The organism is Phenylobacterium sp. (assembly GCF_965229015.1).
In the GTDB taxonomy this organism is placed as follows: Bacteria; Pseudomonadota; Alphaproteobacteria; order Caulobacterales; family Caulobacteraceae; genus Phenylobacterium.
Map to the genome: position 1 here is coordinate 1,532,943 of NZ_CBDDIM010000001.1, position 22,248 is coordinate 1,555,190.

Consider the following 22,248-nt stretch of genomic DNA (forward strand, 5'->3'; position numbering starts at 1 on the left):
GACCCGAGGCTCCAATTCAAAGAGATGGAGCGCGTCGGACGGGTTAACCGGCTTCCAGCCTGACGCGCTCTAGCGGGAGAAGACCCCCACCAGCTCCACGTGCGGCGACCAGAGGAACTGGTCCACTGGCAGCACGCGGTCGAGGCTGAAGCCCGCGTCGATCAGCACCCGGGCGTCGCGGGCGAAGGTGGCCGGATTGCAGGACACGCCCACGATCTTCGAGACCTTGGAGGCCGCCAGTTCGGCGGTCTGCTCCAGGGCGCCGGCCCGGGGCGGGTCGAACAGCACGGTGTCGATCTTCTTGAACTCCACGGCCAGGACCGGGCGGCGCGTCAGGTCGCGGGCCTCGGCGGTGACGCCCTTGAGGCCCGGCGCGGTGGAGATGGCCGAGGTCAGGGCGCGGATGGCCGGGGCGTGGCCGTCCACGGCGTAGACCGGCGCCACCTGGGCCAGGCGGAAGGTGAAGGTCCCCACCCCGCAATAGAGGTCGGCGATACGCTCGGCGCCGGCGACCTGGGCCACGGCGAAGGCGGCCATGGCGGCCTCGGCCTCGGGGACGGCCTGGAGGAAGGCGCCCGGCGGCAGGGCCACGGCGGCGGGACCCAGGCGCACCACCGGCTGACGCGCGCCATAGGCCACGTCCCCGTCCATGGTGACGCGCGCGAAGTCGGCCTCGGCGGCGGCCTCGGCCAGGCGCATGCGGGCGTCGGCTGACAGGCCGCCGCTCTTGCGCTCCACCCCGGTGATATCGACGTCGATCCCCTCGGAGGTCAGGGTGACGTGCAGGGTGGGCGCGGACTTGGGATGCTCGAACAGCGGCGCGGCCATGCGGCGCAGGGCCGGCAGGGCCGCCTCCAGCCGGGGATCGGCGATGGGGCAGACGGTGATGTCCACCAGGTCCCAGGACTTACGGCCCTTGTAACCGAGGCGCGCCTCGGCGCGCTTGCCGGGACGGGCGTGCAAGGCCAGGCGCCGGCGCGTGCCGGGCTTGGCGGCGAAGGGCGCCAGGATCTCGCTCTCGATGCGCTGCAGGCCGAGCGTCGTGCGCAGGCGCTCCACCTTCCAGGCCAGGTAGGCGCCGTGCTCCCAGTGCTGCAGGGCGCAGCCGCCGCAGACCCCGAAGTGCGGACAGGGCGGGGCCACCCGCTCGGCGCTGGCGCTGAGAACCGCCTCCAGTTCGCGGCGCTCGCCGCCGCCCACCGCGCGGACCCGCTCGCCGGGCAGGGTGAAGGGCACATAGATGGGCCCGGCGGCCACACCGTCCCCCTCCCCGCCCACGGTTTCGATGACCACCTCGACGGGCGGCCCCGCGGGTTTGGGGCTCTCGGGACGGCCGGGACGGCGGCTGGAACTTCGCATGATCGGGATCATTTACGGCTGTAGGGCGGATGATAGCTTCACCGTGCGCACCTGGATGCAGACGAACGGGCGGCCTCAGCCTGTTCAAGACCCGTTCAGGTTCGTTCAGTCAAACCTCATCTCCGAAAGCGGGGCCTTGGCGCCGCCGGAGCCTGCGAAGGAAGAGACCATGAAGCGTACGTTCGCCCTCACCGCCGCCGCCGCCGTCCTGGCGACCAGCCTGGCGGTTCCGCAGTTCGCCGCGGCCCAATCCACCCGCTCCTACGGCACCGGCGACATCTGCCGCGAGGCCCGCCGCGAGTCCGGCCACAAGGGCGCCCTGGTGGGCGGCGTGCTCGGCGCGCTGGTGGGTTCCCAGGTCGCCGGCAAGGGCGCCAAGACCGAAGGCGCCGTGCTCGGCGGCGTGGTCGGCGCAGCCGCCGGCAACCAGGTCGGCCGCAACCGCGTCAACTGCAAGGGCTATCCCAGCCGCGTCGCCCAGTCCTCCTACAGCCGCAAGAACTGCCAGTGGGTGAGCGAGTACTACGGCGGCCGCGACCACAGTTTCGAGATCTGCCGCGGCAAGGATGGCGTGTGGCGGCCCAGCGGGCGCTCGTAGGAGCCCCTCCACCTTTCGTCCAGTCCCAAACGGGGAGTTTCCGATGACCAACACCTTCGCCAAGTCCGCCCTCGCCGGCGTCGCCGGCGTCATGGCCCTCAGCGCCGCCCTGGCGGTTCCGAGCTTCGCCTCGGCGCAGTCGGGCTACTACGGCAACAACTACGACAGCGGCTATTACGACCCCTGCCGCCGGTCGTCGTCGAACCGCAGCACCACCGGCGGCCTGTTGGGCGCCCTGGCCGGCGCGGCCATCGGATCCAACGTCGCGGCCCGCAACGCGCGGACCGAGGGCGCGGTGCTGGGCGGCCTGGTGGGCGCAGCGGCCGGGGCGAAGATCGGCAAGGACTCCGCGGCCTGCACCCCCAGCCGCCAGAGCTACTATGGCGACAGCCGGTACGGCTCCAACAGCTATTACGGGAACAGCCAGTACGGCTCAAACGGCTACTACGGGAACGGCTACGACAACGGCTATGCCCAGCGGACCTACGACTACGACCGGTCGAGCTCCTACAACGACAACGCCTATGACCGGTATGGCCGCAGCTACAGCGTCTCCACCCAGGGCGGCGTCGGCGCGGACGGCTGCACCTTGGCCGAAAGCCCGATCTACCTGCCCGACGGTCGGGTCCAGAAGCGCTTCGTGCGGGTCTGCCAGGACAGCCAGGGCCGCTATCAGGTCGTCGACTAAGACCTAGCGCCTCAGACGAACCAAGGCCGCCCGGTTCACGCCGGGCGGCTTTTTCGTGCGTGCAGCAGGTATTCGGAATTGCCGTCCCCGCCGAGGATCGGGCTGTCGGCGGTGTCGAGCACCGACCAGCCCGAGGCGGTGAGGAAGCTCGCGACATCGGCCAGGGCGCGGGCCCGGGCGGCGGCGTCGCGGACCAGCCCCCCCTTCCCCACCAGCTCCGGCCCCACCTCGAACTGCGGCTTCACCAGGGCGATCAGGTCGGCGCCGGGAGCGGCCAGCGCCAGGGCCGCCGGCAGCACCTTGGCCAGGCCGATGAAGCTGGCGTCGCAGACCACGAGCTGCGGCGGATGCGGGATCTGGTCGGCGGTCAGGCCACGAGCGTCGAGCCCCTCCAGGGCCGTGACGCGGGGATCGGCGGCCAGCTTGGCGTGGAGCTGCCCGCGCCCGACGTCCACGGCGTAGACCCGGGCCGCGCCGCGCTCCAGGCAAACCTGGGTGAAGCCGCCGGTGGAGGCGCCGACATCCAGCACAAAGGCGCCCTCGACGGCCACAGGCCAAAGCTCCAGGGCGTGGACCAGCTTCAGCGCCCCGCGCCCCACATAGGGATGGGCGGCCTGCCCCTGCAGGTCGCAGGCCTCGTCCAGCATGTCCGAGGCCTTGGCCACCGCCTGGCCGTCGGCGGTGACCCCGCCGGCCTCGATGGCCGCGCGGGCCTTGGCGCGGCTCTCGAACAGGCCGCGCGCCACCAGCAGGACATCGGCGCGGACCTTGGTCACGGCAAGACCCCGCTCCCCCCCGGCCTTCGCCGGGACGAGCGGTTGAGAGCACGTCTCGCCATCAGGCGCTCGCCGTATCCTCCTCGAACAGCTTCTTCAGCTCGTTCTTGAGGATCTTGCCGTTGGCGTTGCGCGGCAGGGTCTCGTGCCAGAACTTGACCTTCACCGGGACCTTGAAGGCCGCCAGGTGCTCGGCCACGTGGGCGCGGAGCTCGGCCTCCGTGGCGGTGGCGCCGGGCTTCAGGGTGACCACGGCGCCGGGCTCCTCGCCGAGCGTCCGGTGGACGATGCCGACGACGGCGGCGTCCATCACCGCCGGGTGGTCATAGAGGACGTTCTCCACCTCGATGCAGTAGATGTTCTCGCCGCCGCGGATCAGCATGTCCTTGGCCCGGTCGATGATGAAGCAGAAGCCCTCCTCATCCACGCGGGCCAGGTCGCCGGTGCGCACCCAGCCGTCGACGAAGGTCTGGGCGGTGGCCTCGGGCTTGTTCCAGTAGCCCTTCACGATCTGCGGACCATTGGCCCAGAGCTCGCCCACCTGGTTGGGACCCAGCACCGTGACGCCGTCGGCGGGGTCACGGATCTGGAGCACGCTCACCGGCACGGCCGGGCCGCAGCTGTCGGGACGGTTGGCGTAGTCCTCCGCCCCGTGGGTGGTGACCGTGGCGCAGGTCTCGGTCATGCCCCAGCCGTTGCCGGCCGCCGACTTGGGGAAGGTCTCCTTGATCTTGCGCACCAGCTCCGGCGCCGAGGGGGCGCCGCCATAGGCCACGCTCTCCAGGGACGACAGGTCGTACTTCTCGCGCATCGGGTGCTCGATCAGCTGCCAGGCGATGGTGGGCACGCCGCCGGCCGACTGGATCTTCTCGCGCTGGATCAGCTCGAAGGCGCGGATCACGTCCCACTTGTGCATCATCACCAGCTTGGCGCCTCCGGCCAGGGAGGGATTCAGCACCGCGAAGCAGCCCGTGGCGTGGAAGAAGGGCACCGAAATCAGCGAGGAGCGCTGGGGCGCATTGGGGTCGGGCTGGGGCGGCGCCTCGCCGCGGCGCAGGAATGCCCGGGCGCCGGCCACCGCGCCGGCCATGATGTTGGAATTGACCCCCCGGTGGGTGGCCAGGGCCCCCTTGGGCTTACCGGTGGTGCCGGAGGTGTAGAAGATGGTCGCGTCGTCGTCGGTGTCGATCTCGACGGCGGGCAGGGCCTGGTCGGGCAGCTTGGCCCAGTCGTTGGGGCCGCCCAGCACGGCCTCCAGCTTGCGCACCATCGGATGGGCGATCTCGTCCACCTCGCGGCTGACATAGATGGTCTGCAGGTCGGGGCAGTTGGGCAGGTGCTCGGTGAGCCGCTCGTAGCGCTCGGCGTCGAGGATGGCGACCTTGGAGCCGGAGTCGGTCAGGCCGTATTCCAGCTCAGGGCCGGTCCACCAGGCGTTCAGGGGGGTGACGATGGCGCCGATGGACTCCGCGGCGTAGAAGGCCACCGGCCATTCCGGCAGGTTGCGCATGACGATGGCGACCCGATCGCCCTTGGCCACGCCCCGCGCCTGCAACTCGCGGGCGAAGGCCGAGACGGCGCGGTAGAAGGCCTCGAAGGTGACGCGTTCGTCCTCATAGACCAGGAAGACCTTCTCGCCGTGGGCGCGGGACATCTCCACCACCGAGCGCATGGTCGGGGGCTGGTTCTTCCAGGTCTTGGTCTTGACGCCCCGGATGACCACCTCCTCGATCTCCGCCGGGGTCCCCGGAGCAGTGATCATGGCGTGGGCCTGGGCGATGGACATGGCGGGCCAGCCGGCCGGCAAGACAGCCTCGGACATCTGAGCGTTCTCCACTAAGCGCGCGGCGTTCACAGGCCGCGTCGTCCTAGGTGAACAAGCATAACCTAGGCGTCGACGCAAACGCCGGTTGGGAGAACGCCGGTCGGGTCAGACCACGGCTTCCAGGCGGGCCAGGGCCCCTTCCAGCTTGGCTTTCGCCGCCTCGGACTCGGCCAGACGTTCGCGGTTCTCCTCGACCACCTCCTCCTTGGCGCGGGCCACGAAGTCGGGGTTGCCGAGCTTCTTCATCACGTGTGCGATGTCGCTGGCCAGGGTGGCGATCTCCTTGGCCAGACGCCCCTTCTCGACGGTGAGGTCGATGAATTCGGCCACCGGCAGGGCGAAGGTCACGCCCTGGACCACGAAGGGGATGGCCCCCTGCGGCGCGGTTTCAGCGACCCGCACCTCCGAGACCCGCAACAGCTGGGCCATGATGGGGCCATTGGCCTCCAGCACGGCGCGCTGGGCGGCGTCGGCCTCCAGCACCAGCAGGGGCGGACGCGCCGAACCGGGCACGTTCAGCTCGGCCCGCACGGAGCGGCCCTCGGTGATGGCGGCGACGATCAGGCCGATCTCGGCCTCGGACTTGGGATCCAGCAGGCTGGCGGGCAGGTCCGGCCACTGGGCGGAGATCAGCATGCCCTCGGCGCGCGGGACGCCCAGGTCGGCCGTCTGGCTCCACAGCTCCTCGGTGAGGAAGGGCATGATCGGGTGCAGCAGCTTCAGGATGACGTCCAGGGCCCAGGCGGCGGTCCCTTGCGTCTCGGCCTTGGCGGCGGCGTCCTCGCCCTTCAGCAGGGGCTTGGAGAGCTCGACATACCAGTCGCAATAGGTGTTCCAGATGAACCGGTAGAGGGCGTTCGCCGCGCCGTCGAAGCCGCACGAGGCGATGGCCTCGGTGACCGCCTGGGCGGTCTTCTGGGTCTCGCCGACGATCCAGCGGTTCAGGGGATTGGTCACCGCCGCGGGATCGAACCCCTCGGCGCGGACGCAGCCGTTGAACTGGCAGAAATTGGCGGCGTTCCACAGCTTGGTGCCGAAATTCCGATAGCCCTCAATGCGCTGGGTCGAGAGCTTGATGTCCCGGCCCTGGCCCGACATGGCGGTGAGCGTAAAGCGCAGGGGGTCGGCGCCGTACTGGTCCACCAGCTCCAGCGGGTCCATGACATTGCCCTTGGACTTGGACATCTTGGCGCCCGAGGCGTCGCGGACGAGCGCGTTGAAGAACACCCGCTTGAAGGGGACCTGGCCGGTGAAGTGGATGCCCATCATCATCATCCGGGCGACCCAGTAGAAGATGATATCGAAGCCCGTCACCAGGGTGTTGGTGGGGTAGAAGCGCGCCAGGTCGGCGGTCTCCTCCGGCCAGCCCAGGGTGGAGAACGGCCACAGCCCGGAGGAGAACCAGGTGTCCAGAACGTCCTCGTCCTGGCGCAGGGGCTCGTCGCGACCGTAGAACTCGCGGGCGACGGCCCGGGCCCGCTCCTCGGTCTCCTCGACGAAGATCTTGCCGTCGGGTCCGTACCAGGCCGGGATGCGGTGGCCCCACCAGAGCTGGCGCGAAACGCACCACGGCTCGATGTTGCGCATCCACTCGTAGTAGGTCTTCTCCCAGGTCTTGGGCTCGAGGACGGTGCGCCCCTCCTCCACCGCCTTGATGGCGGGGCCGGCCAGGGTCTTGGCGTCGACGTACCACTGGTCGGTCAGGTAGGGCTCGACGACGACCCCGGAACGGTCCCCGTGCGGGACGGCGTGGCGGGTCTTCTCCACCTCGCGCAGCAGGCCCAGCTCCTCGAAGGCGGCGATCACCTTCTTGCGCGCCTCGAAGCGGTCCAGACCCTGGTACTCGCGGGGACCGTTCTCGTTGATCTTCGCGTCGGGGGTCAGGATGTTGATCTGCGGCAGGTTGTGGCGCTTGCCGACCTGGAAGTCGTTGAAGTCGTGGGCGGGCGTGATCTTCACCGCGCCGGAGCCCTTTTCCGGGTCGGCGTATTCGTCGGCGATGATCGGGATCGGCCGGCCCACGATGGGCAGGCGCACGGCCTTGCCGATCAGGTGCTTGTAGCGCTCGTCGGTGGGGTGGACCGCTACTGCGGTGTCGCCCAGCATGGTCTCGGGGCGCGTGGTGGCCACGACGATCTCGCCGGAGCCATCCTCCAGGGGATAGGCGAAGTGCCAGAAGTGGCCGTCCACCTCCTTCTGCTCGACCTCGAGGTCGGAGATGGCGGTTTGCAGGGCCGGGTCCCAGTTCACAAGGCGCTTGTCGCGATAGATCAGCTTCTGCTTGTGCAGGGTGACGAACACCTTGCGCACGGCCGCGCTCAGGCCCTCGTCCAGGGTGAAGCGCTCACGGCTCCAGTCGCAGGAGGCGCCCAGGCGGCGAAGCTGGTTGGTGATGGTCCCGCCGCTTTCGGCCTTCCATTCCCAGACCTTGGCGACGAAGGCCTCGCGACCCATGTCGCGGCGGCTCTGGTTGCCCGCGGCGGCCAGTTGCCGCTCCACCACCATCTGGGTGGCGATGCCGGCGTGGTCGGTCCCGGGCAGCCACAGGGCCGCCTTGCCGCGCATCCGCTCGAAACGGATCAGCACGTCCTGCAGGGTGTTGTTCAGCGCATGCCCGATGTGCAGCGAGCCCGTCACGTTGGGCGGCGGGATGACGATGGAGAACGGCTCGGCGGCGGGGTCCGAGGTCGGCGCGAACGCGCCCAAGCTCTCCCACTTCGCATAGAGGCGGGGTTCGGCGGTTTTCGGGTCGAAGGTTTTTTCAAGCATGCTGAGGCGGTGCATATACGGGCGCGGCGCCTGCCGCAAATCCACGACACCCCGCACCCAACAAACGTCATCCCTCCGGCGTGGACGCCTCGGGGACCGCGGAAGGCCGGGCGATGTCCCGGCCCTGACGGTCAGGGGAGATCTATACTCGGCCGCCGCGCGCGATGCGCTCGACTTCCGACTGGACGGTGTCCTGGACGATGCGCGGCAGGTTGTCGTCCAGCCACTGCTTGAGCAGCGGACGCAGCAGTTCGCGCACCACGTCCTCCAGGGTCCGGCCATCGCGAGGCATCAGGATCTGCGAGGACAGGGCGCCGAAGGCGGCCGCGGCCGCGGCCGCCGCGGGATCGCCAACCAGGCCGGCGCCAGGACCCACGTCCGGGGCGTCGTCGGCCCAGGCGGTCGGTTCGGGCGGCGAGGTGTAGGACGGCTCAGGCTGCGGCTCGGGAGCGGCGGCGGCGTAGACGTCGATGTCGCCGTGGGTCTCGACCTTCTCGGTCAGCTCCAGGACGCCGTCATCCTCCTCCTCGGGCGGAATGGGAATCTCTTCGGCGACGGGCTCCTCGGCGGGCTCCTCCTCGGGCGCGGCGGCCTCCGAACCGGGCGCGTCATCTTCGGAGATGATGCGGCGGATGGAGGCGAGGATCTCCTCCATTGTCGGTTCTTGAGAGGTCTGGTCAGACATGTTGAGCCGTCGCTGGAGCGAAGAGAGAATCCGTCAACGCCAGCCTAGGCGCGACGGTGTGATCCTGCAATTTCCGCCAAGCTGCGCAAGCGCGGATTCGCCCGATAGGCGAAACGCCGCGCCTGTGACCGACTGGCCTGACCCTATTTCGGCGCGGTCGCCAGGGCGCTGACCGGCTTTTCGTGCGGCTTGGGGGTCAGGGCCGAATCGACGATGGCGATCGGCTCCTCCCACGGCACCCAGCCCCAGGCGAAGCGCAGTTTCCCGAAGTTCGCCTTGGGGTCGTAGTGCGGCACGTTGGGGGTCAGGTTGGCGGCCTCCAGCCGGCCCATCTGGGCCAGGACGCTGGCGGCGGCGACATATTCGTCGTGCCGGGCGGTGATCTGGGCGAGCTCGGCCGAGCGCAGCTCCTGCTCGGCGTTCAGCACGTCCAGGGTGGTGCGCAGGCCCACCTGCTGCTCCTGGCGGGTGCCTTCGGCGGCGATGCGGGCGGCGCGGACCTGGGTGTCGGTGGAGCCGATATTGGCGCGGGCGGCGCTGAGCTGGCTCCAGGACTGGGTCAGGCCCTGCAGCACCGACCGCCGGGCCGTCTCGACCCCGATGCGGTCGACATTGTTGCGCTCGATGGACTGGCGGACCCGCGAATTGGTCAGGCCGCCGGTGAACAGCGGCACCGTGACCCCCACCGAGGTGGTGAGGTTGCGCGAATAGAGATCGGTGTCGACCGGGTTGATGTCGCCGCTGAAGCCCAGGGTGGTGCGCAGGGCGACGCTGGGCATGCGTTCGGCGCGGGCCCCCGACAGTCGGGCCTTGCTGGCCTGCTCGGCGTACTGGGCGGCGCGAATCTGCGGATTGTCCACCTGGGCGCTGTCGAAGGCCTGGTCGACGCTGGCGGGCAGCAGATTGGCCAGGGACGGCTCGGGCGCCAGGTCCCCGGGGCTCTGGCCGACGATGGCGACATAGTTGGCGCGGCTGATGGCCAGCTGGGCCTGGGCGGTCTGGAACTGGGCCTGGGCCGAGGCCAGGCGCGACTCCGACTGGGCCACGTCGGTGCGGGTGATCTCGCCCACGTCGAAGCGGGCCTTGGATTCCTCGAGCTGACGCTCCAGCACCCGGACGTTCTCCTGCCGGATGCGCAGGGCCTCCTGGTCGCGGCGGGTGTCGACATAGGCGGTGATGACGTTGCCCAGCACCTGGGCCTCGACCCGGCGCAGGTTCTCGCGGCCGGTGAGGATATCGGCCTCGGCCGCCGACACCGCGGCGCCGACGCGGCCGCCGGTGTAGAGCGGCTGGCTCAGGGAGAGCGAGGCGTTGCCGCGCTGGCTCTGGCTGATGCTGCGGGTGACGAAGGTGTCGGGGATGCCGTCGCCGTTGGTGTCCACCAGGCCCGAGGCCCCGGGGGTGCGGCTGTCGGAATAGGTTTCCTGCACCGAGGCGCTCAGGCTCGGGCGGTAGCCGCTCCTGGCCTGGACATAGGTTTCGTCCAGGGCTCGCTGGCTGGCGCGCTGGGCCTGCAGTGTCGGATTGGAGTCGTAGGCGAGCGCGATGGCGTCGGCCAGGGTTTCGGCGGCGGCGGGACCGGCGGCGAATCCGCAGATGAGGCCCGCGCTGCAGACTGCGGCGAGCAAACCTCCGCGACGGCTATTCAACATGCTTATCCCCGAAATCGGCGAGAGAGACCGGGGCCTATATGGCCGCCGAATTGAGATGACGCCAGTGGGCGCCACCTTAAGCTTTTTTCACGCCAAGGTTTCGGGTGCGTTTCAGCACGCTTCAGAAGGCGAAACCTTGATGCGCCTCAAATCCCGAAAGCAGCGGCGGGGTGGCGTCGAAGACGGTGCGGCGGCCAAGATCCCCCTCGCCCCGGACATAGAGGCAGGCCTTGCCCACCGGACCGTCGCGCTCCACCACCGCCAGGCGTCCGCCGGGCGCCAGGGCCTTCAGCCAGGCCTCCGGCGCGCGGGCGACGGCGCCCTCGACGACGATGAGGTCGTAGTTGGCGCCGGGAACGGTCTTGAGGTCGCCCTCCTCCAGGCGGTCCACCACCACTTCCAGGGCCTCCAGGATCGCGGCGGCGTAGGGGGCGGCGATGGCCAGGGCCCGCTCGCCCTTCACCGGCTTGGCCATCTGCAGCAGCTTGGCCACGTCGCGGGGCTTCAGCAGCGCCCGGCCGGGCGCGTATTCCACCGGCGCGTCGGCATAGGCCAGATAGCGCTTGCCCGGCGGCACGAAGTCCTCGCGCGGGATGGCGCGCATGGCGTCGTGGATGCGGATGTCGGTCACGTCGCTGGGACGCACCTGGCTCTCCACCATGTTCGAGCGGGCTTCGGCGAGATCGGCCATGATTCCCCAAACCGGAAACTGTAATTTCCGCGCTTATAGGTCGCCCCTTAACCCGAACGCAATGCGACCCTGCGACAGACATTGCCCGAGGCGGGTCGTTCTGTTAGCCATCCGCCCTTCAAAACTCCCGGCGTGTTGAAGACGTCGGCGTTGGCCTGATGGCGGAGTGGTTACGCAGCGGACTGCAAATCCGTGCACCCCGGTTCGATTCCGGGTCAGGCCTCCATATTTTCCTTAGATAATTCGGCTCACGGCCAAGCCAGTTTGCAGAGCGGGTCGCCAGGTTCGCGCCCGCGCGCGATCAGCCGACGGTCAAGCCCGGTGGCGAGTCCGAAGCTCCGGCATCAGCGACGCGATCTGGCCACGCCGCTGTCTGTCCTCCGCGCGGTGCCGGCGCACGGGGCGTCAGCGCTCCTCCAGGGCGTCCCACTTGGGCCGGTCGGTTCCGGGCATGGGGTCGCCTGTGATCTGGTAATGGACCACTTCGGCGATGTTGGTGGCGTGGTCCCCGATGCGCTCGAGATTCTTGGCGACAAACAGCAGGTGGGAGCAGGGCGCGATCAGGCGAGGATCGCCCATCATGTGGGTCAGCAACTCGCGGAAGACGGTCTCGTAGTAGGCGTCGATGTCCTGATCCCGCGTCCAGACCTCGATGGCCTGGTCCAGGGCCCCGTCCCGGTAGGCCTCCATGACCTGGGTGAGGCGTGCCGCCGCCATCTCACCCATTCGCTCCAGCGAACGCATCAGGCTCTCGATCGAGCCGTCGCCAAGCAAGAGGCTGCGCTTTGCGATGCTCTTGGCCAGGTCGCCGCAGCGTTCGAGATTGCCGGCGATCTTCATGGCCGCCAAGGTTCGCCGCAGATCCCCGGCCAGGGGCTGGCGTCGGGCGATCAGGCTGATCGCACCCTGTTCGATGTCGGCTTCCAGGGCGTCGATCCGCCGATCGGCTTCGATGACGCCGTTGGCCAGCAGGACCTCGCGACCGGCGATCGCGGCGAGCGCCTGGGCGAGCGCGACGGTCGCCAGGCGCCCCATCTCCACGATCGAATCCTTCAGCCGGTCCAGTTCCTCGTCATAGGCCCTGACGGTATGTTCCATGGTCTGCGCCTTCCCTCTTGGTCGCGCGCCTCGCTGGCCGCGCCTGACTGTCGGCCTGAATGTCGGTGGAGGCGGACTATCCGAACCTTCCGGTCACGTAGTCCGAGGTCTGCTGCATCTTGGGACGCAGGAACATGTCCTGCTGCGGCCCAACCTCCACCAGCGCGCCGTCGTACATGAACACCACCTGGGAGGCGATGCGGGCGGCCTGCTGCAGGTTGTGGGTGACGATGATGACCGTGTAGTCGCGAACCAGGTTGCCCAGGAGCTCCTCGATCTTCGCCGTTGAGATCGGATCGAGCGCCGAGGTCGGTTCATCCAGCAGCAGCACCTCCGGGCGGACCGCAAGGGTCCGAGCGATGCAGAGCCGCTGCTGCTGGCCGCCGCTCAGGGCCACGGCGCTGTCGTGCAGCTTGTCCTTCACCTCGTCCCAGAGCGCCGCCTGGCGGAGGGCGGACTCCACACGCTCGAGCGTCTCGGCCCGAGAGAGGCGCTCGTAGTGGCGCAACGGAAACGCGATGTTCTCGAGGATGGAGAGGTGGAAGGGCGTCGGCTTCTGGAACACCATCCCCACCTGACTTCGCAGCAGGGCCAGGCTGTAGCGCCGCGACAGCACATCCTGACCGTCCAGCAGGATCTCCCCCTTGGCCGACTGCCCGGGATAGAGTTCGAAGATGCGATTGATCGCCCGCAGCAGGGTCGATTTTCCGCAGCCCGACGGCCCGATGATGGCGGTGATCCTGTTGGCGGGAAAGTCGACGGTGACGCCCTTCAGAGCCGCAGACTTGCCATAGAGGAAGCTGAGGTCGCGGACCTGGATCTTGGGCTCGGACGCCATCGGGTTTCCTGCGGGTGCCTTGGAGACGTGGGCGTCCGGGGACAGGGGACGGTTCATCGCGGGCCCCTCTGCCGGAACAGGACGCGTGCGGCGATCCCCAGGGCGAGGACGAAAAGCGTGACCACCAGGGCGCCGGCCCAGGCCAGGGCGTGCCAGTTGTCGTAGGGGCTCATGGCGTACTGGAAGATGACGACTGGAACATTGGCCATCGGCTTGCTCAGGTCGCCGGTCCAGTACTGGTTGTTCAGGGCGGTGAACAGCAGGGGCGCGGTCTCGCCGCTGATGCGGGCGATCCCCAGCAGGATGCCGGTCAGGATGCCGGTTCCCGCGGCGCGCGCGATGACCGCGCCCATCACCTTCCAGCGCGGCAGCCCCAGGGCCAGCCCGGCCTCGCGCAGTGACCCCGGCACCAGTTGCAGGGCCTCGTCGCTGGTCCGCACGATCACCGGCAGCAGGATCATCGCCAGAGCCAGCCCGCCGGCGTATCCGGAGAAGTGACCGGCGCGGCGCACCACCAGCTCGTAGACGAACAGGCCGATGACGATGGACGGGGCGCTCAGCAGGATGTCGTTGATGAAGCGTATCGCCGCCCCGATCTTCGAGTGTCTGGCGAACTCGGCCAGATAGACCCCCGCCAGCACGCCGATGGGCGCGCCGATCGCCACCGCCATCAGGATCATGACGAAGCTTCCGTAGAAGGCGTTGAGCAGGCCGCCGGACTCCCCGGGCGGCGGAGTCATCTGGGTGAAGAGCTCGGGCTTCAGGGCCGAGGCCCCCTCGGTGAACGTCGTGAACAGGATCCAGGCGAGCCAGAAGAGGCCGAACGCCGTGGCCAGGACGCTGAACGCCAGGGCCAGCAGGTTGACGGCCTGGCGGATGGCGACCCGGTCCGTGGCGATTGTGCGGGTCAATGGGAGGCCTCCCGGCGGTCGACGCGAAGGAGAAGGATCTTGGCCGCGGCCAGCACGATGAAGGTGACCGCGAAGAGCACGAAGCCCAGCGCGATCAGCGACGACAGGTAGATCGGCGAGTCGGCCTCGGTGAACTCGTTGGCGATGGCCGCGGCGATGGAGTTGCCGGGCATCAGCAACGACTTGGAGAAGTCGTGCGCATTGCCGAGCACGAAGGTCACGGCCATGGTCTCGCCCAGGGCGCGCCCGAGACCGAGGAAGATGGCGCCGATCACCGCGGTGCGCGTGTAGGGCAGGCTCACCCGCTGCATGACCTCCCAGCGGGTCGCGCCAAGCGCAACCGCCGACTCCTTCAGCTGCGGCGGCACGGCCAGGAACACGTCGCGCATCACCGATGAGATGAAGGGGATGATCATGATCCCCAGGATGATGCCGGCCGTCAGCATGCCGATGCCGATGGGGGGGCCGGAGAACACCTCGCCGATCCAGGGGGCCGAGCCCAGGCGCCGGTTCAGCCAGGGTTCGACCCGGCCGGCCATGAAGGGCACGAAGACGAACAGACCCCACATCCCGTAGATGATGCTGGGGATCGCCGCGAGCAGCTCGATCGCCGCGCCCACCGGGCCCCGGAGCCAACGCGGGGCGACTTCGGAGAGGAACACCGCGATGCCGAAGCTCACCGGCACGGCGATCAGGATGGCGATCCCCGAACTGACGACGGTGCCGTAGATCGGCACCAAGGCGCCGAACTGGTGGTTCACCGCATCCCAATCGGAGCGATAGATGAAGCCCAGCCCGAAGGTCTGGAAGGCCAGCCTCCCGCCCCAGAACATCGAAAAGGCGGCCGCGCCCAGCAAGGCGAGCACGAAATAGGCCATGGCGCCGGTCAGGCCCAGGAAGACGCGGTCGCCAAGGCCGGTCGGAAGCGCGCGCGCGCGCCTTGGGTCGGAGGTGCGTGGGGCCTGGCCGTCAGTCGAAACTGTCATGCGGTTCTCGGAACGCGAAAGGCTCGGCGCGGGCGGCGAGCGCCCACGCCGAGCCGGACTGCGGCGCCTATTTGATTTCAGCGGCCCAGTAGGTCTCGATCTGCTTCACCACGCCGGGCGGCAGGGCCACATAGTCGAGGCTCGCGGCCTGGGGCTGACCCTTCTCAAGGGCCCACTTGAAGAAGGCGAGCGCGGCCTTGGACTGCGCGGGGTTCTTCGGCGACTTGTACATCAGCACGAAGGTCGAGGCGGTCACCGGATAGGCGTTGGCGCCGGCCGTGTTGGTCATGACCAGGTAGAAGTCCTTGACCTTCGACCAGTCGGCGTTGGCCGCGGCGGCGGCGAAGGTCTTGGCGTTGGGCGCGACGAACACGCCGCTGCGGTTCTGCACGGAGCCCCAGGTCATCTTGTTCTGGAGCACGTAGGCGTATTCGACGTAGCCGATGGCGTTGAGGATCTGGTTGACGTAGGCGGCGACGCCTTCATTGCCCTTACCACCGACGCCGACGGGCCATTGGACCGAGGTGCCCTCCCCCACCTTGGACTGCCACTCGGGACTGACCTGTCCGAGATAGTGGGCCCAGTTGTAGGTGGTGCCCGAGCCGTCGGAACGGTGGACCACGGTGATGTCGGCCGCCGGGAGCTTCAGGCCCGGATTAACCTTGGCGATGGCCGGGTCATTCCACTTCTTGACCTTGCCCAGATAGATGTCGGCCAGCAGTGGCCCGGTGAACCGCATCTTGCCGGCGGCGACGCCCTTGATGTTCACCACCGGGACAACGCCGCCGATGACGATCGGGAACTGTGCGAGGCCGGCCTGGTCGAGTTCGGTGGGCGAGAGCGGCTTGTCGGTGGCGCCGAAGTCCACCGTACCGGCCTTGATCTGGGCGATGCCGCCGCCCGAGCCGATCGACTGATAGTTGATCTTCGATCCACCGCCCTTGCTGTAGTCCGACGACCACTTCGAGAGGATCGGGTAGACGAAGGTCGAGCCGGCGCCCGTGATGTCCGCGGCCTGCGCCGCCCCCGTCAAAGCCAGGCTCACGCCCATTGCGAGCAAGGCCCGCTTCGCAAAGTCCACTTTCATCGCGCTCTCCATGCAACCTGTCGTCCGTCGCGTCGGAGTCACGTCCGTCGCGAGGCGGTGTAAGCTGGATTAACTTCTTGATGTGACAGTCACACGACGCCTGCCGCGTCCATGGCTGGGGCTGCGCTCTCAAGGGCGCAGGATCGCGCGAATTATTCCAGGATTTCAGCCGTATACGGGCCGAATATCCGGCGAACCCGACCAGACTCGACCCCCTCGCCCGCTCAAGGCGCGCCACGGCGCGCCGGGTCCGATCCGTAAGAAAGACTTACAGACCGGCCCCGCCGGCGCCGCTGCGGGCGGCGTGCAGGGCCAGGCTGCGGCTGACCTCGAGTCGCAGCCACATCGAGAAGCGGTCGACCAGGTCGGCCTTGCCCGGCGAGGCGTTGGCGCTCAGCCGGATCGCCCGTCCAGTGGGCGCCTCGAGAGGCAGGGCCACCAGACGCCCCGTGTCGAGATGGCCCTCGGCGGCGAACAGGTGGGTGAGGGCCACCCCACCCCCCTGGGCCGCGGCGTCCAGCGCCATGGCCGCGTCGTCGAAGACATGGGTCGGGGCCTTCGGCGCGACCTGGAAGTGGGTCGTCCAGCCATCCCAGGCCAGGCCGCCGCCGGAGATCAGTGGATTGCGCAGGACTTCCTGCGGCCGCGAAATCGCCTTGCGGCCCAGAAAGCCGGGGCTGCAGACCGGGAAGGAGGCCAGGTCGGAGACGACGTCGTCGGACGCCCGCCCCTCGGTCGCCGCAAACTCGATCTCCACATCGCACTGGCGATCCTGGGCGCCTGCGCTCAGGGTGCGCACCTCGATGCGCAGGTCCGGCACCGTCTCAGTGAGCCGCGCCAGCTTCCCGCTGAACCAGAGACGCCCGAAATCGGCCGGCATCGCCACGGCCAGGATCCCCTCCTTGGGCGCGCCGGTGATCTCCTTCAGGGTGCGGTCGAGGGACTGGGCGGCCTCGAAATAGCTCTCGGCGAGGCGCAGGGCCGCTTCGGAGGGCTCCATCGCCCCGCCCTTGCGCTCGAAGAGCATGGTCCCGAGATCGGCCTCCAGCCGACGGATGGACTGGCTGACGGCGCTGTGGGTGATCTGCAGCTCCTTGGCCGCCCACGTGAAGCTGCGATGGCGCGACGCGGCCTCGACGGCGCGGAGAGCGGAAAACGGCGGCGGGCGGTCGGTCATCTCAGCAATCGTAAGGTCGGGGTTGGGGCGAGCCTAGGGCGATTTGGCAACGGATGAGAGCGCGAAGGGGTCAATGCAGGGTGCGCGCGACGGCGGCCCCCCGCGCGGCGGCCAGGGCGCCGGGCCTTGGGAACACCAGGGAGGAGATGGCGCGACCGGCGTCAGCCTTGAAGGAGAAGCGTCCCCCCAGCTGCTCGACCATCGCCTCGATGGGATGGCGCTTCAGGTCGAGGCCGGCGAGACCGCCCGGCTGATCGCAGACCTCGCTCACCTCCAGGGTCGCCTCCTGCCCGTCCCCGCGCAGCCGCACCTGCAGGCTGGCCGGCGTGTTCAGGTCCAGCCGGGCGTTCAGGCACTCCAGAAGCACGATGGCCACCGAGGTCGCCTGGTCCAGGGGCAGTCGCAGCCCCTCCTGGGCCACCTCGACCCGCACCGGAGGATGGCCGCGGGCCGCCAGCGTGGCGTCCAGCAACTGGCGGGCGAAGGTGTCGAAGTCGAGGGTCTTGTCGGCTTCCCCGGCCACGCTGCGGTGGACGCGTGAGATCAGCAGGGTGCGCGCCGAGGCCTCGGCCAGGGCGCGCGCCAACGGCTGGTCGGCCTCGTCGCGCGCCTGCAGCTGAAGCAGGGCGGCCACCAGTTGCAGGTGGTTGGTGACCCGCTCGTTCAGCTCGCCGAACAGTTCGGCGTGGCTTCTCGCCAGGCCCTCGGCGCGGCCCCGGGCCACGGCGAGATCCTCCAGCGCGCGCGCCATGCCGGTGATGAAGTAGATGGAGACCGCGGCCGTGAAGCCGAAGAACATCACCGGGGCCAGGGTGGTGAAGTCGCTCTTCCACGCCAGGACCGGAACGGCGAAACACCAGTAGGCCAGGGCCGCCGAGAGCATGGCCGCGCCGATGGCCGGTCCGGCGCCCAGGAAGTAGGCCGCCACGATCACCACCGGATAGAAGACGGTGTAGGTGTGGTTGTCGCCGAACACCGGGGCCAGGGCCAACCGCGCGGCGAAGCCGACGAGGACGAGGGCCAGGGCGGTCGCATAGCCGGCGAGCGGATGCCGGGCGGCGGCGGGGCGCATCATGGGACATCTCCTGGCGCGCCATTCCGCGCGCCGACCGCCGACGATCTTGCTGCGTTTCGATGACAGTTTTGCCGCCATCCCATGACCAATCTTAGGCCGATCGTCTGCATTGTAAGTTCAACTTGACTTGCTCCGCGCAGCTGGCCACCGTTTTGAGATGCGCACCGCCTTCGTACAGCTTGGGCCCGACCTGCCGCCGCTGGAGGCGCAGATGGCCTTGCTCCAGCGCCTGCGCCCGGACGCCTACCATGTCGAGGAGACCGCCTCGATCCATGCGGCGCAGCGGATTGTCGAGTGTCTTGAGAAGCTGGGCCGCGGCGACGAGCTCTGTCTCGTTTCACTGACAGCCCTCCGCCTGGAGGCCGGTGAGGCTGCGGAACTGCTGGCGACTCTGTTGGACCGCGGGGTCCGCTGCCTGACCTTCGTCCCCGACGAAGCCGTTGTGGAGATTGATTCTCGGACCGACCCCGTCGTGCTGCTGCGGCTCTTGGCCGAGGTCCATCGCACCCGCCTCTCCAGCGGGCAGGCCACCGGCCCGCGGATGCCCGACAGCGCGCGCCAGCTGCTGCGGGCTGATCAGATCGAGGATATCCGGCGCCTGGCGCGGGCAGGCCTGACCGCGCGGCGGATCGGCCTGATCTATCGCCGCACCCCCGACTGCATCCATGCCCTGTTGCGCGAGGATCCTACCCCGGCGGCGCCTGTGGCGGAGGAAGCACATCGTAAGTCTACCTTACGCAAGAAAGCGTCACGTTAAGAATCTGTTGCAAACCCCCGCTAGGCCCCTCCTGCCCGATCACAAGGTCGGAATGGGGTTAGATAGGGATTCAACAGATGAAGAAGCGCTTCGGAGTCCAGGCGTCGTCGATGAAGCTGCGGGGCGCCCTGCTGGGCGGCGCCGCCATGAGTGTGCTGCTGATCAGCGGGTTCGCCGCGCCGGCCCAGGCCGCCACCGCCAGCGCCCAGGCCCAGGAGCTCCAGGCCCTGCGCGAACAGATCCAGGCCCTGTCGGACCGCCTCGCCGCCCAGGAGGCCGCCCTGCAGCAGGCCCAGGCCGCCCAGGCCCAGACCGCGAGCCAGGTGCAGACCATCCCGACCCAGGTGCAGACGGCGGTCGCCGCGCTTCCCAAGCCGGTCGCCAAGAAGTCCTGGACCGACGACACCGTCGTCTCGGGCCGCATGTACTACGACCTGTCCAACATCACCCAGAAGTCGGACGGTCGCCGGGTCGCGCCCAGCGGCACGGGCTTCGACATCAAGCGGTTCTATGTCGGCGTCGATCACAAGTTCAACGACACCTTCTCGGCCAATGTCACCACCGACTTCCAGTACTCGTCGGCGATCTCCTCCACCGAGCTCTACATCAAGAAGGCCTATCTGCAGGCCAAGGTCTCCGACGCCCTGGTGATCCGCCTGGGCTCCACCGATCTGCCCTGGGTGCCCTTCGCCGAGGACATCTATGGCTACCGCTATGTGGAAAACACCCTGATCGACCGCACCAAGTACGGCACCTCGGCCGACTGGGGCGTCCACGCCTCGGGCAAGCTGGCCGACGGCAAGGTCAACTACGCCATCGCCGTCATCGACGGGGCTGGCTACAAGGCGCCGCTGCGCTCCAAGGGCATGGATGTCGAGGCCCGGGTCAGCGTCACCCCCATCGACCACGTGACCCTGGCCATCGGCGGCTATACCGGCAAGCTGGGCAAGGAGACCCAAGGGGCCACGACCTTCCACACCGCCAACCGCTTCAACGCCCTGGCCGCCTACACCACCAAGCAGTACCGGTTCGGGGTGGAGTACTTCTCCGCCGAGAACTGGAACAATGTCACCACTGCGGCCTCCGACAGCGCCGACGGCTATTCGGTGTTCGGGTCCTACGCCTTCAACGACAAGCTCGGCGCCTTCGCCCGCTACGACTGGGTCAAGCCCAACAAGGACACCGCGCCCGCCAAGAAGGACAACTACTTCAACGTCGGCCTCACCTACAGCCCGGCCAAGATCGTGGACCTGTCCCTGGTCTACAAGCGCGACAAGGTCGAGCGCGGCCTGCTCGCCACCTCCAACGGGACGATCGGCGGCGTGAACAAGGGGACCTACGACGAGGTCGGCCTGTTCGGCCAGTTCCGCTTCTAATCCACACTCAAGCGTACGGCAGGAAGGGGTCGCCAGCCGGCGGCCCCTGTTTGCTGTCATCGCCCGCCGAGGCTGCGGGGTCCTTTCCTGAGACCTTCCGGAGCGGTAGGTGAGCAGGATGGTGGCCCTGCCCCCCGCGCCCAGTCTGTTCGCCCGCCCGCTGGCCTGGCTCCGCGCCCGCTTCCGCGCCAGCGAGGGTTGGTTCATCCTCCTGGCCATCGCGGTGGGCGCGGCGGCGGGCCTGCTCACCGTTGTCCAGAGCCAGGTCGCCCATGCCGCCCAGGCCCTGCTCTACGGCCTCGGCGTCGACGACCGGCTGAGCACTCAGCCCCTTGTGCCCCTGGTCGCCCTGATCTGGCTTCCCCTCGGTGGTCTGGCCCTGGGCCTTTCCGGCTGGATGATCGCGCGGACGCGTACGACGCCCCTGATCGACGTCGTGGAGGCCAACGCCCTCTATGGCGGCCGGATGTCCCTGCGCGACAGTCTGATCGTCTGCCTGCAGACCCTGTTGTCCAATGGCGTCGGCGCCTCGGTGGGACTGGAGGCCGCCTACGCCCAGGCCGGCGGCGGCGTGGCCTCGGCCCTGGGCCAGCGGCTGAAACTCCGGCGCCACGACCTGAGGACCCTGGTGGGGGCGGGCGCGGGCGCGGCCATCGGCGCAGCCTTTGGGGCGCCGTTGACCGGCGCCTTCTACGCCTTCGAGATCGTCATCGGCTCCTATGCGCCCTCGATGATCGCGCCCGTGGCCGCCGCGGCGCTCACCAGCGTCATCACCGCCCGCGCCCTGGGGGCGGCGCCCTATTCGATCTCCGTGTCGGTGCATCAGGCGCCCGACGTCGCCGCCTACCTGCTCTATGCGGGTTTGGGGGCGGTCTGCGCCGGAGTCGGGATCGCCATCATGCGGCTGGTGGCGCGCACCGAGCAGGGACTGCGAGGCCTGGCGCTTCCGGCGTGGCTGACGCCGATGATCGGCGGCGGCGTGCTGGCGCTCCTGGCCTATGTCTCGCCCCAGACCCTGTCCTCAGGGCACGGGGCCCTGCACGCCGACCTGGCGATGGGCGCCTCCCTCGGCGCCCTGGCCTTCATCCTGCTCTTGAAGACCACGGCCTCCGTCGTCTCCCTGGGGTTCGGATTCCGCGGCGGGCTGTTCTTCGCCTCGCTGTTCCTGGGCTCCCTCGTGGGGCAGGTCTACGCCCAACTGCTGAGCCACCTGGACCTGGTGCTCCAGCCGGAAAACGCCGCCCTGGTGGGCATGGGCGCCCTGGCGGTCTCCATCGTCGGCGGGCCCCTGACCATGTCCTTCCTGGTGCTGGAGACCACCGGCGACTTCGGGGTGACGGCCGCGACCCTGGCCGCCTCCCTGGTGGCCAGCACCATCGTGCGCGAGCGGTTCGGCTATTCCTTCTCCACCTGGCGCCTGCACCTGCGCGGCGAGACGATCCGCAGCGCCCGTGACGTCGGCTGGATCCGCACCCTGACCGCCGGGCGGATGATGCGCCGCGACACCGCCACCCTGGCGGCCAGCGCCACCCTGGCCGAGTTCCGCCGCAAGTTCCCGCTGGGCGCCACCACCCGGGTGATCCTGCTGGACGACGCTCAGCGCTATGCCGGGATTGTCCAGACCGCCAAGGCCTACATCGAGGGCGGCGATCTTGAGAGCCCTGTCGCCACCCTCGCCGAAAGCCAGGACGTCACCCTTTCCCCCGACATGAACATCGAGCAGGTCATGCGCATCTTCGACCAGACCGAGACCGAGGAACTCGCCGTGGTCGACCCGCAGGGCGCGGTCCTGGGTCTGCTGGCGGAGGCCTTCGCCAGCCGCCGATACGCCAAGGAGTTGGAGAAGGTTCAGGAAGGGCTGTTCGGCGAGCGTCGATGACCGCCGGGCGGAGCGCGGCGG

Annotated in this window: 19 protein-coding genes and 1 tRNA gene; 6 read left to right on the forward strand and 14 right to left on the reverse strand. The window is 69.0% G+C overall.

Going from position 1 to position 22,248, the window contains the following annotated elements:
* Nucleotides 1-69: 69 nt before the first annotated feature.
* A complete protein-coding gene (locus ACO06I_RS07670; RefSeq protein WP_421931984.1) occupies nt 70-1,359 on the reverse strand; it encodes a class I SAM-dependent RNA methyltransferase in 1,290 nt (429 codons plus the stop codon).
* Nucleotides 1,360-1,528: 169 nt separating this feature from the next.
* Here ACO06I_RS07670 and ACO06I_RS07675 point away from each other — a divergent pair, with 169 nt between their 5' ends.
* Nucleotides 1,529-1,957: a glycine zipper 2TM domain-containing protein gene (locus ACO06I_RS07675; RefSeq protein WP_421931985.1), complete on the forward strand. Its 429-nt coding sequence runs from the start codon at nt 1,529-1,531 to the stop codon at nt 1,955-1,957.
* Between the two features lie 43 nt (nt 1,958-2,000).
* A complete protein-coding gene (locus ACO06I_RS07680; RefSeq protein WP_421931986.1) occupies nt 2,001-2,645 on the forward strand; it encodes a glycine zipper 2TM domain-containing protein in 645 nt (214 codons plus the stop codon).
* A 35-nt stretch (nt 2,646-2,680) separates the two neighbouring features.
* Here the strand turns inward: ACO06I_RS07680 and ACO06I_RS07685 are convergent, their stop codons facing one another.
* From ACO06I_RS07685 to ACO06I_RS07710, 6 genes are all read right to left on the reverse strand, one after another.
* The gene (locus ACO06I_RS07685) at nt 2,681-3,421 is read right to left on the reverse strand and encodes a TlyA family RNA methyltransferase (RefSeq protein WP_421931987.1); all 741 of its coding nucleotides are present in this window, start codon (nt 3,419-3,421) and stop codon (nt 2,681-2,683) included.
* 61 nt (nt 3,422-3,482) lie between these two features.
* Complete coding sequence (locus ACO06I_RS07690) at nt 3,483-5,243, reverse strand: class I adenylate-forming enzyme family protein (protein WP_421931988.1); 1,761 nt, start codon at nt 5,241-5,243, stop codon at nt 3,483-3,485.
* A 108-nt stretch (nt 5,244-5,351) separates the two neighbouring features.
* Entirely contained in the window at nt 5,352-8,015 is a 2,664-nt protein-coding gene (locus ACO06I_RS07695; RefSeq protein ID WP_421931989.1) for a valine--tRNA ligase, read from the reverse strand.
* A gap of 142 nt (nt 8,016-8,157) precedes the next feature.
* A complete protein-coding gene (locus ACO06I_RS07700; RefSeq protein WP_421931990.1) occupies nt 8,158-8,700 on the reverse strand; it encodes a DUF2497 domain-containing protein in 543 nt (180 codons plus the stop codon).
* Between the two features lie 143 nt (nt 8,701-8,843).
* Nucleotides 8,844-10,352 carry a TolC family outer membrane protein gene (locus tag ACO06I_RS07705; RefSeq protein ID WP_421931991.1) on the reverse strand — a complete coding sequence of 503 codons (1,509 nt, stop codon included), beginning with the start codon at nt 10,350-10,352 and terminating at the stop codon, nt 8,844-8,846.
* Between the two features lie 121 nt (nt 10,353-10,473).
* Entirely contained in the window at nt 10,474-11,043 is a 570-nt protein-coding gene (locus ACO06I_RS07710) for a protein-L-isoaspartate O-methyltransferase family protein (protein ID WP_421931992.1), read from the reverse strand.
* A 152-nt stretch (nt 11,044-11,195) separates the two neighbouring features.
* Between ACO06I_RS07710 and ACO06I_RS07715 the strand changes: the two genes are divergently transcribed.
* Nucleotides 11,196-11,269 (forward strand) — tRNA-Cys (locus ACO06I_RS07715).
* 179 nt (nt 11,270-11,448) lie between these two features.
* On the opposite strand, the gene phoU is transcribed toward ACO06I_RS07715, so the two are convergent.
* The 7 genes from phoU to ACO06I_RS07750 all read right to left on the reverse strand — a co-directional run bounded on the left by phoU (nt 11,449) and on the right by ACO06I_RS07750 (nt 18,215).
* Nucleotides 11,449-12,141 carry a phosphate signaling complex protein PhoU gene (phoU, locus tag ACO06I_RS07720; protein ID WP_421931993.1) on the reverse strand — a complete coding sequence of 231 codons (693 nt, stop codon included), beginning with the start codon at nt 12,139-12,141 and terminating at the stop codon, nt 11,449-11,451.
* 76 nt (nt 12,142-12,217) lie between these two features.
* The gene (pstB, locus tag ACO06I_RS07725; protein ID WP_421931994.1) at nt 12,218-12,979 is read right to left on the reverse strand and encodes a phosphate ABC transporter ATP-binding protein PstB; all 762 of its coding nucleotides are present in this window, start codon (nt 12,977-12,979) and stop codon (nt 12,218-12,220) included.
* A 53-nt stretch (nt 12,980-13,032) separates the two neighbouring features.
* On the reverse strand, nt 13,033-13,890 hold the full coding sequence (pstA, locus tag ACO06I_RS07730) for a phosphate ABC transporter permease PstA (RefSeq protein ID WP_421931995.1): 858 nt from the start codon (nt 13,888-13,890) through the stop codon (nt 13,033-13,035).
* The gene (gene pstC / locus ACO06I_RS07735) at nt 13,887-14,876 is read right to left on the reverse strand and encodes a phosphate ABC transporter permease subunit PstC (protein WP_421931996.1); all 990 of its coding nucleotides are present in this window, start codon (nt 14,874-14,876) and stop codon (nt 13,887-13,889) included. Before pstC ends, pstA begins: the two co-directional genes overlap by 4 nt.
* Nucleotides 14,877-14,943: 67 nt before the next feature.
* The gene (gene pstS, locus ACO06I_RS07740; protein ID WP_421931997.1) at nt 14,944-15,963 is read right to left on the reverse strand and encodes a phosphate ABC transporter substrate-binding protein PstS; all 1,020 of its coding nucleotides are present in this window, start codon (nt 15,961-15,963) and stop codon (nt 14,944-14,946) included.
* 268 nt (nt 15,964-16,231) lie between these two features.
* Nucleotides 16,232-17,140, reverse strand: a complete 909-nt coding sequence (locus ACO06I_RS07745; RefSeq protein ID WP_421931998.1) for a LysR family transcriptional regulator — start codon at nt 17,138-17,140, stop codon at nt 16,232-16,234.
* 70 nt (nt 17,141-17,210) lie between these two features.
* Nucleotides 17,211-18,215, reverse strand: a complete 1,005-nt coding sequence (locus ACO06I_RS07750) for a histidine kinase dimerization/phosphoacceptor domain -containing protein (RefSeq protein WP_421931999.1) — start codon at nt 18,213-18,215, stop codon at nt 17,211-17,213.
* Nucleotides 18,216-18,372: 157 nt separating this feature from the next.
* Here ACO06I_RS07750 and ACO06I_RS07755 point away from each other — a divergent pair, with 157 nt between their 5' ends.
* The 3 genes from ACO06I_RS07755 (at nt 18,373) to ACO06I_RS07765 (ending at nt 22,227) form a co-directional block, all read left to right on the forward strand.
* Nucleotides 18,373-18,972, forward strand: a complete 600-nt coding sequence (locus tag ACO06I_RS07755) for a hypothetical protein (RefSeq protein WP_421932000.1) — start codon at nt 18,373-18,375, stop codon at nt 18,970-18,972.
* A 77-nt stretch (nt 18,973-19,049) separates the two neighbouring features.
* Nucleotides 19,050-20,348, forward strand: a complete 1,299-nt coding sequence (locus tag ACO06I_RS07760; RefSeq protein WP_421932001.1) for a hypothetical protein — start codon at nt 19,050-19,052, stop codon at nt 20,346-20,348.
* Nucleotides 20,349-20,466: 118 nt separating this feature from the next.
* The gene (locus ACO06I_RS07765; protein WP_421933610.1) at nt 20,467-22,227 is read left to right on the forward strand and encodes a chloride channel protein; all 1,761 of its coding nucleotides are present in this window, start codon (nt 20,467-20,469) and stop codon (nt 22,225-22,227) included.
* Nucleotides 22,228-22,248: the final 21 nt, after the last annotated feature.

Bases quoted from the DNA above. Each gene is read 5' to 3' on its own strand.
- ACO06I_RS07710 (WP_421931992.1), bottom strand. From the start codon at position 11,043: ATGGCCGATCTCGCCGAAGCCCGCTCGAACATGGTGGAGAGCCAGGTG.
- pstB (WP_421931994.1), bottom strand. From the start codon at position 12,979: ATGGCGTCCGAGCCCAAGATCCAGGTCCGCGACCTCAGCTTCCTCTAT.
- ACO06I_RS07755 (WP_421932000.1), top strand. From the start codon at position 18,373: ATGCGCACCGCCTTCGTACAGCTTGGGCCCGACCTGCCGCCGCTGGAG.
- ACO06I_RS07680 (WP_421931986.1), top strand. From the start codon at position 2,001: ATGACCAACACCTTCGCCAAGTCCGCCCTCGCCGGCGTCGCCGGCGTC.
- pstC (WP_421931996.1), bottom strand. From the start codon at position 14,876: ATGACAGTTTCGACTGACGGCCAGGCCCCACGCACCTCCGACCCAAGG.
- ACO06I_RS07695 (WP_421931989.1), bottom strand. From the start codon at position 8,015: ATGCTTGAAAAAACCTTCGACCCGAAAACCGCCGAACCCCGCCTCTAT.
- ACO06I_RS07675 (WP_421931985.1), top strand. From the start codon at position 1,529: ATGAAGCGTACGTTCGCCCTCACCGCCGCCGCCGCCGTCCTGGCGACC.
- ACO06I_RS07750 (WP_421931999.1), bottom strand. From the start codon at position 18,215: ATGATGCGCCCCGCCGCCGCCCGGCATCCGCTCGCCGGCTATGCGACC.
- ACO06I_RS07700 (WP_421931990.1), bottom strand. From the start codon at position 8,700: ATGTCTGACCAGACCTCTCAAGAACCGACAATGGAGGAGATCCTCGCC.
- ACO06I_RS07690 (WP_421931988.1), bottom strand. From the start codon at position 5,243: ATGTCCGAGGCTGTCTTGCCGGCCGGCTGGCCCGCCATGTCCATCGCC.
- ACO06I_RS07745 (WP_421931998.1), bottom strand. From the start codon at position 17,140: ATGACCGACCGCCCGCCGCCGTTTTCCGCTCTCCGCGCCGTCGAGGCC.
- ACO06I_RS07760 (WP_421932001.1), top strand. From the start codon at position 19,050: ATGAAGAAGCGCTTCGGAGTCCAGGCGTCGTCGATGAAGCTGCGGGGC.
- ACO06I_RS07705 (WP_421931991.1), bottom strand. From the start codon at position 10,352: ATGTTGAATAGCCGTCGCGGAGGTTTGCTCGCCGCAGTCTGCAGCGCG.
- ACO06I_RS07765 (WP_421933610.1), top strand. From the start codon at position 20,467: ATGGTGGCCCTGCCCCCCGCGCCCAGTCTGTTCGCCCGCCCGCTGGCC.
- phoU (WP_421931993.1), bottom strand. From the start codon at position 12,141: ATGGAACATACCGTCAGGGCCTATGACGAGGAACTGGACCGGCTGAAG.
- ACO06I_RS07670 (WP_421931984.1), bottom strand. From the start codon at position 1,359: ATGCGAAGTTCCAGCCGCCGTCCCGGCCGTCCCGAGAGCCCCAAACCC.
- pstS (WP_421931997.1), bottom strand. From the start codon at position 15,963: ATGAAAGTGGACTTTGCGAAGCGGGCCTTGCTCGCAATGGGCGTGAGC.